The following is an 8,884-nucleotide window of genomic DNA, read 5'->3' on the forward strand; positions in this document are numbered from 1 at the left end:
TGGCTTCGGTCCGGCGGATCACTCGCCGCCGACGTCGACCGCGAGGGTGAGGTCGAACGGCTCGTCCGCCGCCGCGCTCTCGGGGTCGAGGTAGCCCATCGCGAACCCGGTGGACGCGGTGCCGCCCGCCAGCTCGACGTCGAACGTCGCCGCCGCCGTGTCGCCGCCCGCCGGTCGGACTTCCAGCGTGTACGCGCCCCCCGGAACCGTCGCGTGGTCGCTCGCCTCGCCGAAGGCGACGTCGGCGAAGAGCGGGTCCGACCCGCCCGCCGGGACCACGTCGACCGCCGGCGCGTCCGGCGAGCAGTGGACGAGCCTGACGCGCGCCTCGCCGTCGGCGACGGCGGAGACGTCGTCGGCGAACGCGCGCACCTCGAAGGAGTCGTCGTTCAGCTCGCCGAGCGCGACGAGCGACGACGCCGTGCCCGCCTCGACGGCGACGGTGTCGTCGAAGACCACCGTGTCGGCGTCCCCCGCGGCCGTGATCCGAACGGCGTACTCGCCCGCCGGGAGCGACAGGTATTCGCTCACCGTCCGGAAGGGGACGTCCTGGAGCGTCGACTCGTCGTCGACGAACACGTCCACGTTCGGGGCGTCCGGCGACGCGTGGACGACCCGGACCAACGCTTCTTCGTCGGCCCCGTCCTCCCCGTCCGTTTCGTTCCCGTCGTCCGTTCCGTTCCCGTCCATGTCGTCGCCGTCCGTTCCGTCGCCGCTCGTGTCGTTGCCGTCCGCTCCACCCCCGTTCGTGTCGTTTCCGTTCGTTCCGTTTTCGTCGGCAGCGTTGCCACCGCATCCCGCCAGCGCGACGAGCGCGAGGCCCGCCGCGCCGGAGACGACGCGCCGGCGTTTGACGGAATCTCTCCGGTCGGTCCGCTCGGTATCTAGCTCTGTAGCCATACCTCACGCAGCGACGCGATGAATAAACCGTTATGTTCCAGATGGGTCGTATTGTCCGTCTTTGGTTGACAGAGGGATTCACACGGGAAACTGCGCCGCGTCGTCACCGGCGCGGCTGGTCGCGCGGCGTTTCGGCGGACTCCCGCCGGACGGGCCGGGCCGATACCGGCGTAGGCTCCGTGTAACTATTGTGTCAATCGATCACCAGTCGATCGGCATGAGCACGACCGCCGACGGGACCGACGCGGACGAACGGATCCAGGCGACCATCGTGAGCTGCGACGACGGGCCAGACCAGTGTACGCTCCATCCGGTCGAGCCCGACGACGGCCGGGAGACGACGGCGTGGATCACGGCCAACGAGGGATCGTTCGTGTCGGTTGTCACCTGGCGCTGAGGTGGTTCGGGACCGGTCGGCCCGGAGCGTTCTCGCCCGGTCAGCCGACGTTCGTCGCCACGAGCGACCGGAGCCCGCGGCGGAGTCGCTGTGAGATAGCCGTGTCCGAAACCCCGAGTTCCCGCCCGAGGTCCTGAAGCGTCGCCGCGCGCGGAACGTCGAAGTAGCCCGACCGAAGCGCGGTTCGAAGCGTTTCCCGCTGACATCGTGTCAGGGACGGGGATGACCCGCCTGCGGGTCGTTCCATCGTCTCGTTGATGCTCTCGACGGTCACGTCGAGGTCGAACGAGCGCCACTGTTCGCTGCTGACCGCGAGGGCCTCCCGCGTATCGAACCGCAGCGTGAGCGTCCACGCGTCCTCGCGCCCCGTCGCACGGAGACACGTCACTTCGGGACCGTCGACGGAGCGCAGGAGCGCCGGCGCGTCGATCGTCCACGTCACTCCCGCGACGACGCCGTCGTCGACGGGTTCGAGGTCGGCGACCCGCTCGACCGTCGGATCGCGGTCCAGCAGCTCCCTGAGCCGATCTGTGTCGTCGCCGGACCACCAGAAGTACGGCATGACGGTCCACCCGATCGGGACGGACCGTTCGATCTCGGCCCGTTCGGCCGGCCACTCGGCGAGCACCGACGGAAGGAGGAAGTCGTCGGCCGCGACGGAAACACGCGTACAGACAGTCATGCGTTCGCCTCGGACACGGGCCGACCGGCCCTTGGTTATGTAGGTCTTTATTACCGCGAGGACGCGACCCCTCGGACGCCGATACGACTACCGAGCTGTGGAAGCAGTCCCAGGCCGCGGAAACCCGTGCGGTTCGATAGGCGCGTCCCCCGGCGGAACCGCGGACCGGTCGAGGAACGCCGATCGGGAGGGACCGTGGTCAGTGGAACCCGATGCGGTGCGCTCTGCTCTCTTCGATCTTGGGAATCTCGATGCGGCAGATCCCGTCCTCGAAGGACGCGTCGGCGCGCTCGACGTCGAGGGCGTCGGGAGAGCGACGGTGCGTTCGACCCGCGAGAGGCGCTCTCTGAGGTGCTGACGTCCGTCTTCGACGTCGTCCTCGCCTTCTCGCTCGGCGAAGATCCGTATCTGTTGGTCGATCGCTTCGAGCACGATGTCGTCCTCGTCGAACCCCGGTAACTCGGCGGCGAGCAGGAGCTCGTCCGCCGTCTCGACTATGTCGAGGCGCGGCGAGAGCGGTTGGGCCGCCGCTGGCGACTCGTCGACCGTCCGCGCCGCATGCCCGGTCGCCCGCGCCGCTGTCGCCCCCGCGGGAGCGGCCTGAACCCCGACTGCCGACGATCCGAACTCGGCCCCGGCCGACGCTCGGGTTACCGGGATCGAACGACGGTCCGGCGAGTTCGCCCTCGGTCCGGTTGGAACCGTCATGGGTATCTTAGTACGAACCCGGTGTGGTTCCGGCGCCGGTGGTCCGGAACTGCTGTGTGGCGGGAAACTGCTGGCTCACCGCCGGCTGCTCGGCCCCGAATCCGGCCTGTGCGGGCTGTATCCCCTCCCGGATGGGCTGCCCCATCGTCTGTGCGGGCTGTGCCGTCTCCTGAGTTGGCTGCGCCATCGCCTGCGTCTGGACGGGCCGTGTCGCCTGAGCGGGCTGGGCTGGCTGAGACGCTGCCTGAGCCGGCTGGGACGCTGCCTGAGCCGGCTGTGCCGTGGTCTGCGCCGGTTGGCCGAGCGCGGCCTCGGCGGCGATCCGCCCGCCCGTCGTCGCCGTCTGCTGGGCGGTGCCGGCCGGCAGCTGCGTCTGTACCGTCTGCGGCTGCGTCGCCTGCTGCTGTGCCGCCCGTCCGGTCTGTGTCGCCGTCGGCTGCGCCCTCGCCGCTTCCCCGAGCGGCGGTGCCGCCTGAACCGGCGTCGAAGCGGCCGGTGCCGACGGCTGAGCCGTCACCGCGCCGGGCTGGGACTGCGCCACGGGCTGCGTTTCCGTCTGTACGGGCTGAGCCGCCTCCGGACCGAGCCGTGCCTGGCCGGCCGCCGCGAGCTGCGGAGTCGGCGTCGCGAGCGGCGCCGCCTGAGCGGGCTCCATCGCGACCTGCTGCGATGCCGCCTCCGCCGTGGCGGGGGCCGGTGTGGTTGGGGCCGGTGCGCCGAGAGACGATGCGGCGGTTAGCCCCGTCTGCGCCTGAACCGGCTGCTGGACGTCCTGAATCGAGAGGCCGACCGCCTCGAAGGGGACGTTCTGCGCGTACGCCTGTTTGACCTGCTGCGGGTACCGCTGCGCGAGCTGGGCCACGGCGTTGCGTTCCGCGGTCGTGAGGTAGCGCCCCGTGTCCGGCGCGCGGAAGAACTGCTCGGCCTGCCACTGTCCGGCCTGCTGGGCCGCCGCTTGTTCGGAGATCGGTGCCTGCGCCGCGATCGCTGTCTGTGACGGTTGGTTCACGTGTTGAACACCTGCGGCTCGTTCTGGGGCCGATGCGAGCATTGTTATAGCGGACGTACAGGCTATTAACGCAGGAAAAATACGACGATGCGGCAGCAACGCCAACTAATGAGCATGTCTGTGTGTCACACGCACAGTTTTTGCCGCACCCCGAGTGAGCGGTTCCGGAGACGAGCGGAGGGCGCGGGCGGTCTCAGGTTCGCCCGGAGGTCTGCGCGTTCACGACCGACCGGACGGCGTCCGCGGAGATGGACCCGAGCCGGGAGTCCTCTCGCAGGGTTTCGAGGATCGTTTGGGGCCGCTCGCCGAACTGGAACTCGAGGAACATCCCGGAGCTCGGGCCGTGGCTGCGGCGTTCGAAGTCCACGAGCGAGTAGGTCGTCAGCTCCTTCATCTTGTTGACGTACGTCTCTTGGTGGTACTGGTCGACGTCGATCGCGTCCGTGAGGTACTGGTAGACGCGGTACCCGGTCGTGCTGCGAGCGGAACCGTCGTTCCGCTGGGCCGCGACCGCCGCCGTCGCGTAGAGACAGAGCTTCTTTTGGGTGCTTATGCCCCGGATCACTTCGAGAACGCGGTTCTTCTCGACCCGCGCCTGCGCCCGGCGGACGTGCGACTCGGTGACGCGACTCTCCCCCTCGCGTTCGGCGAGTTCACCGGCGACCCGCATCAGGTCGATCGCCTTCCGCGCGTCGCCGTGCGTCTGCGCCGCGAACGCCGCCGCGAGCGGGATGACGTCGTCGTCGACGACCCCCTCGCGAAACGCGTCCTTCCGGCGGCGGAGTATCGACTGGAGCTGGTCGGCGTCGTAGTCGTCGAAGTGGACGTCCTCGGGGGTGAACGAACTCAGCGCCCGGCTGCCGACGGCTTCCATCAGCTTGGTGTCGTTCGAAATCGCCACGACCGAGACGAACGCCGAGAGCCCGTCGTCCGCTCCCGCCCGAGACAGCTGGTACAACAGGCGTGAGAACGCCGGCTCCTGCTTGTCGCGCCGCCCGACGAGCATGTCGAGCTCGTCGAGGACGAACACGACGGAGTCGAAGTTCTCGTTCAGGATTCTGAAGAGCTCGTCCCACTTCTCTTTGGTCGCGACCCCGTGTTTCGGGACCGCGACCTCGACGTCGGCCTGCTCCGCCGCCTGCTCCGCGAGCTCGTACACCGCGGTGCCGAGGGTGTCGAGGTCCTGGCAGTTGACCTCGATCGTGCCGAAGCCGAGCTCCCGACCGTCGCAGATCCGGGCGATGTTGTTGCACACCGCCTTCGTGATGAGGGACTTCCCCGTCCCCGAGGGTCCGTAGAGGAAGAGGTTCGGCGGTCGGTTGTCGCCGAGCGCGACCCGCAACATTCTGGTGACCTCGCGGAGCTGATCGTCGCGGCCGACGATCCGGTCCTCCTCGACGACGTAGTTCGGATCGAGGAGGGCGCGGTCGCGTATCAACCCGTCCTCGTCGTCGAACTCGAGCAGCATGTCTTCGATCGACTGGGAGCCGGACGCGTCCGCGGCGGCCGAGCCGCCCCGGTAGGCGGAGTTCCCTTGAGCCGCGTCTGCTGCGGCCTCCGTCTCTCTCCCGGACCCGTCCTCTGACTGGCCCGCCCCGGATCGGGCGTTCTCGGAGCGGTCGATCCCCATGGACCGGGGGAGACGGCGGGCGGATAAAAAGCTTCGCTCAGTCCGACAGGTTCCGACGACTCGTTCGACGAAGCGAGCAGACACACCCCTCTATCGATCTGTTCTGCGCTTCGGACGGGCGGTGGGGGCGTCGAGCGCGGTGCGCCGATCGCTGGCGGATATCACCGTGTCCGGATGCGAGGCGGCCGGTCTCACCACGCGACCGGCCCTCTCCTCCCGTTCGTCTGTTCCGTCTGTCTACTTTCGTTATCAACACACACACACCGCTATCGACGACACACACACACCGCTATCGATGTGTTCGATACGAACGACCGCCGACGGTCTATCCGCTCTCTCCCCGAGGTTGACGCCCGAACCGTCGACCGTCGGCGCCTGTGCGTCGGGGGCGACTCGCGATCGCATCCGCGAGCGTCGACCAGGCGGTCAAAACAGATCGATAAGGGGGTGTGGGTCCCTTTCGACGGCACCGTCGAACACATCGATAGCGGTGTGTCTCCCGCCTCGACGGTCCGGTAGGAGGTTCATACCCGACAGCTGCGTGGCAGACGAGCTGGTAGGAGAGTTATAACGCCGAACAATCGGCGTCGTGACGGGCCCGGCTGACTGCCTGCGTCATCGCCTCCCGGTTCGCCCACGCGTAGTTCGCGGCGGCGTACATCGCGGCCCGATAGTCGGCGGTGACCCGCTCGCGCAGCGGCGCGTCGATCAGCTGTCGGTCGGGACGGGAGTCGGCCATCTCCGGGAATGACCTCTCGAACCGGCGGCTGTGTTCGGTACACGTCTGGTGGCCGAGCCCCCGCGACCCGGAGTGTATCGGTATTTCATGATCGCGCGGTCGCGCGCGAGGCCGAACGCGTCCCCGGTCGCTTCGTCCTACACGCCGGCGACGCGCTGGACTTCGAGGAAGTGGTTCCCGGAGCCGAGCGATCCGACCTGATTGCGGCCCCGGTTTCGCGCCTCCGCGGGGACCTCGTCGGGGTCGCCGTCGAGCCGACCGTTCTCCTCGCAGTGATCGAGGTCGGCCGCCGTCGCGTGGCCGTTGTCGAGCATCCACTCCATCCCCCGTTCGAGGATCCCCCGCAGGTCGCCATCGCCGTCGGCACGGATGCGACGTCTTGGAGCGCAACGACGCGCGGTTCATCGGACCCGAGGGCGAGTACCTCGTTCGGTGTGTTAGCCGTACAATACCTCGAAAATTACAATCATACAAGTGTAATGGAACGGGGTGACGGACGGCCCGTCACGGGTAGTCCCCGAGGTGAGTAGGAAGATCCTTCCGCGGCGTATACACCGCCTACTCCGTGCGGAACGGAGTCGCTCGGTCCGATTCGGTGCGAGACTCGGGTCTCCCGGAACGCTCATCGAGTCTTCCCGAAGCCGGATCAATCGTACGTCAGTCCCCGCAGCGCGTACCGGTAGGTCCGTCGCTCCTTCCTGACGAGGAGGAACTGTCCCTCGTCCGTTCGTTCGAGCCTGTCGAAGTGAGCGCCGAGGTTCCCCGGATTGAGCGAGTCGCCGTCGGCGGACAGGACGAACCGAAGGGTCGCCGTCGGATGCGCCACGTCGTCGGTCTGTCGCGCCTCGACCGCGAGCAGCTCGCCCTGTTCGCGGACGTCGACGTCCCCGGTGAGCTCCCAGGCGTGGTCGCGGTAGCGCAGTTCCTTTCCGTCGAGGTCACTCTAGCGAGATCTAGCCATACCAACTATTCCGAGCGGTCCCTGATTGCTTTTTCGCCGGTGCCGGGCAACATCGCTCGACGGTCGGTCGGCTGCGTCTCTCGACGCCGGGTCGACCACGTCGCCCGACCCTCGCTCGGTAGCACCGATCCCGGCCCGTCACTCCTTGAAAGCGTAGGCGGTGACCCGAACGTCGACCGTCGTCGCCCGCCCGCTGAGGTCGTCTTCGACGTACCGCTCCGCGAAGCGTTCCGCCGCACCGCGAGCAGCGAACACGCGCTCCCCGACGACTCGCCACACGCCGCTCTCTCGACGCTCGACCGCGTAGATTGTCTCTGTCACTGTGGGCGCACCCGGATCGACAGTCTCCGCCGAGCGCCACCAGGGTTTCGGCCGCGACAACGAGCGACGCGACACGCTCGCGTTCGGGTATCTACGCGACGCGCTCGCATTCGGGCATCTACGCGACGCGGTCGGCGCCCACGTGTCCGCGCTCCGGCGTCTTCTCCGTCGAGCGCGGTGGTGGGGAACACGAGGGGGTCGCTGAGTCGTATCGCTCCGCTATCACGCACCGACGCTCGATCTGAATCCGCGCTGTATCGTGAGCGCGTGCGCGAAATCGGCGTCGGAGAGCACACCGGTGACGACGCCGCCCTCCTCGACGAGGAGCGCCGACGTTCCCGCCTGTTGGAGGGTCGTCAGCGTCTCGAACGCGTCGGCCGTCGACCGGACGCGGACCGCGTCCCGCATCACCCGCTCGACGGAAGTGACGTCGCGTTCAGTCGCCGGAACGTCCCGGAGGTCGTCGAGTCCGACGATACCGACCGGGCGGCCCGAGGCGTCGGTGACGGGGTAGACGGCCTGCCGCTCGCGGACCAGTCGGTCGACGAACTCGGCGACCGTCGCGTCGGCGGCCACCGTCTTCGGGTCGCGGGTCATGATGTCGTTCACGGACAGGCCGCGCAGCAGCTCGTCGGTCAGGACGGCCCGGGACTCGGTCGTCGCGGCGCCGTACAGGAACAGCGCGAGCAGGACCAGGATGAGGTTGAACGCCAGGATCCCGACGGCGGCGAACAGGAAGGCGAACACGACGCCGACGCGCGCCGCGGTCCGCGTCGCCAAGTCGTACGGCCGCGAGCGGGCGAGCAGCGCTCGAAGCACCCGACCGCCGTCCATCGGGAACGCCGGCAGCAGGTTGAAGATCGCCAGCGTCACGTTCACGATCGCCAGCCAGCCGACGACGAAGCGGAGGGCCTGAAACTGCTCCGGAACGACGAGGAGGACCGCGTAGCTGACGCCGCCGACGAGAACGCTCACGATCGGGCCGGCGATAGCGATCCAGAACTCGCGATTCCACTCTCGGGGGACCGAGGTCAGCGACGCGATCCCGCCGAGGATCCAGAGCGTGATCGACTCGATCTCGAGCCCGTACCGGAGCGCGACCCACGAGTGACCGAGCTCGTGGAGCGTGACGCCGACGAACAGCCCGAGCGCGGCCGCGACCCCGATGATCCACGGGGTCGCGCCGGCACGGAGGACCGAGAGATCGAACCCGACGCCCGTGAGCGCCTCGATGAGCCCGGCGTAGAACTCGATCTGTCCGCCGGACCCGATCAGCTAGGCGAGGATCGGGAGGAACACTAGCAGCGACGTGTTGACTCGGATCGGAATGCCCCACACCGTCGCTATCGTGTAGCTTCGCATAGGTGTTCTCTTCTCGACCGGCGTATTTAGTCTCCGGGCCGACGGCGGCGTCGCGTTAAGTTAGAGGATGAGGCGCTCGACTTCAGAGTGTCTATGGCCGAAACCGAGCGCCTCAGCGAACGTATCGCGTGGATCGACTTGTCGTTTGTGGAGCGAGATCGAACGCCGCGATGGG

11 protein-coding genes are annotated in these 8,884 nt (G+C 68.2%); 2 read left to right on the forward strand and 9 right to left on the reverse strand.

The window, feature by feature from the left end; all coding sequences use genetic code 11:
* Window positions 1-18 precede the first annotated feature (18 nt).
* On the reverse strand, window positions 19-900 hold the full coding sequence (locus DVK07_RS17340; protein WP_121598197.1) for a DUF4397 domain-containing protein: 882 nt from the start codon (window positions 898-900) through the stop codon (window positions 19-21).
* 217 nt (window positions 901-1,117) lie between these two features.
* Here DVK07_RS17340 and DVK07_RS17345 point away from each other — a divergent pair, with 217 nt between their 5' ends.
* Window positions 1,118-1,297 (forward strand): hypothetical protein, encoded by a 180-nt coding sequence (locus DVK07_RS17345; RefSeq protein WP_121598201.1) that lies wholly within the window; start codon window positions 1,118-1,120, stop codon window positions 1,295-1,297.
* Window positions 1,298-1,337: 40 nt separating this feature from the next.
* Here DVK07_RS17345 and DVK07_RS17350 read toward each other — a convergent pair whose 3' ends face one another.
* The 8 genes from DVK07_RS17350 to DVK07_RS17380 form a co-directional block, all read right to left on the reverse strand.
* On the reverse strand, window positions 1,338-1,979 hold the full coding sequence (locus DVK07_RS17350; RefSeq protein WP_121598198.1) for a helix-turn-helix domain-containing protein: 642 nt from the start codon (window positions 1,977-1,979) through the stop codon (window positions 1,338-1,340).
* 715 nt (window positions 1,980-2,694) lie between these two features.
* Complete coding sequence (locus DVK07_RS17355; RefSeq protein WP_147441201.1) at window positions 2,695-3,696, reverse strand: hypothetical protein; 1,002 nt, start codon at window positions 3,694-3,696, stop codon at window positions 2,695-2,697.
* Between the two features lie 193 nt (window positions 3,697-3,889).
* Window positions 3,890-5,164 (reverse strand): orc1/cdc6 family replication initiation protein, encoded by a 1,275-nt coding sequence (locus tag DVK07_RS17360; RefSeq protein WP_121598202.1) that lies wholly within the window; start codon window positions 5,162-5,164, stop codon window positions 3,890-3,892.
* Between the two features lie 727 nt (window positions 5,165-5,891).
* Window positions 5,892-6,257 (reverse strand): RtcB family protein, encoded by a 366-nt coding sequence (locus tag DVK07_RS17365; RefSeq protein WP_255410495.1) that lies wholly within the window; start codon window positions 6,255-6,257, stop codon window positions 5,892-5,894.
* The gene (locus DVK07_RS24235) at window positions 6,203-6,379 is read right to left on the reverse strand and encodes an RtcB family protein (RefSeq protein ID WP_255410496.1); all 177 of its coding nucleotides are present in this window, start codon (window positions 6,377-6,379) and stop codon (window positions 6,203-6,205) included. The genes DVK07_RS17365 and DVK07_RS24235 overlap by 55 nt, the downstream gene beginning before the upstream one ends.
* A gap of 332 nt (window positions 6,380-6,711) precedes the next feature.
* Window positions 6,712-6,891, reverse strand: coding sequence for a hypothetical protein (locus DVK07_RS23405; RefSeq protein ID WP_199719581.1), 180 nt, complete (start codon window positions 6,889-6,891; stop codon window positions 6,712-6,714).
* A 273-nt stretch (window positions 6,892-7,164) separates the two neighbouring features.
* Window positions 7,165-7,347, reverse strand: a complete 183-nt coding sequence (locus tag DVK07_RS17375; RefSeq protein ID WP_121598200.1) for a hypothetical protein — start codon at window positions 7,345-7,347, stop codon at window positions 7,165-7,167.
* Window positions 7,348-7,569: 222 nt separating this feature from the next.
* Window positions 7,570-8,517: a site-2 protease family protein gene (locus DVK07_RS17380; protein ID WP_342765651.1), complete on the reverse strand. Its 948-nt coding sequence runs from the start codon at window positions 8,515-8,517 to the stop codon at window positions 7,570-7,572.
* On the opposite strand from DVK07_RS17380, the gene DVK07_RS23735 reads away from it, so the two are divergent.
* Window positions 8,455-8,649 (forward strand): hypothetical protein, encoded by a 195-nt coding sequence (locus DVK07_RS23735; RefSeq protein ID WP_233565504.1) that lies wholly within the window; start codon window positions 8,455-8,457, stop codon window positions 8,647-8,649. The genes DVK07_RS17380 and DVK07_RS23735 overlap by 63 nt on opposite strands.
* Window positions 8,650-8,884 lie beyond the last annotated feature (235 nt).

This window comes from Halorubrum sp. Atlit-26R (genome assembly GCF_003666015.1).
Taxonomy (GTDB): domain Archaea; phylum Halobacteriota; class Halobacteria; order Halobacteriales; family Haloferacaceae; genus Halorubrum.